2 protein-coding genes and 1 pseudogene are annotated in these 865 nt (G+C 44.9%); 1 reads left to right on the plus strand and 2 read right to left on the minus strand.

The features are described 5' to 3' along the window. Positions 1-249 (plus strand): annotated as a pseudogene (locus GS601_RS22665) (Rpn family recombination-promoting nuclease/putative transposase); the annotation flags it as partial. On the opposite strand, the gene GS601_RS22670 reads toward GS601_RS22665, so the two are convergent. Continuing rightward, positions 225-626 carry a DUF1636 family protein gene (locus GS601_RS22670; RefSeq protein ID WP_162425556.1) on the minus strand — a complete coding sequence of 134 codons (402 nt, stop codon included), beginning with the start codon at positions 624-626 and terminating at the stop codon, positions 225-227. The pseudogene GS601_RS22665 and the gene GS601_RS22670 sit on opposite strands and share 25 nt — an antisense overlap. A gap of 4 nt (positions 627-630) precedes the next feature. After that, on the minus strand, positions 631-865 hold a 235-nt coding region (locus GS601_RS23420; RefSeq protein WP_420800322.1), incomplete at its 5' end, for an ABC transporter substrate-binding protein.

Consider the following 865-nt stretch of genomic DNA (forward strand, 5'->3'; position numbering starts at 1 on the left):
ATCGCAGCGGCATATGTGTTATCCGGGTTAAAATTGGAGGGAAGCGTCATTGCGAGAATTATACGGAGGGATGTGATGCGAGAATCAGTAACCTATCAAGCTATTTTGCGAGAAGGGCGTGAAGAAAATCGGCAGGAAATCGCGCTCAATCTTTTGCGAGAGGGAATTTCGATCGATATCATCAGCCGCAGCACTGGATTGTCGATCGCAGCGATTCAACAACTTCAGCAACAATTGGAGCAGACTTGAACGATCGCCTCCCTTATCTCATAATACGGCACCTTCGCGATCTCAACCTCTTTCAACTGCTCAGGAAATTGTTTATAGGACACATTGCCTGTCTTGCTCTGAGTGTATTTCTCAGCAAATTCAATCAAGTCTGAGGCGCATTCAGTTGGAATCGTACTGAAAAGATAAGTGGGTTTGTTGGGAGCAGTGAAGGCAGCGACGCAGGCGCGTCCACAATCCCAAAGGCAACCCACTGGCTGGACTCGAATATCGATCGAAGAGTCTGCTTGATGGGTTTTGACTTGCTCTAATAAGATTGCACCATCAGCAGGTTGGTTTTCATCACGATGTTCTGAGAAACAGCAGGATTGGCAGATGAAAAGCGTTGGTTGAGTCATGGAATTAAGAAGGGCTAACGAGATATTTTTCGAGGTCATCCAATATTTTATTCGCGCCTAAGATACCTTGGGCAGACCATGTTTCTTGATCGACAACATAGGCTCGCTTATTTTTTACGACTCTCAGACTGCTAAGGATCGGATGTTGAAAATAAAAGCTGGATGGTCTTTCGGCATTATTCACAATAAATAAAATATCAGTATCGAACTCATCAATCATCTCAAGGCTGACTGACGGC

Origin of the sequence: Myxacorys almedinensis A, assembly GCF_010091945.1 — a bacterium.
Taxonomy (GTDB): Bacteria; Cyanobacteriota; Cyanobacteriia; order Leptolyngbyales; family Leptolyngbyaceae; genus Myxacorys; species Myxacorys almedinensis.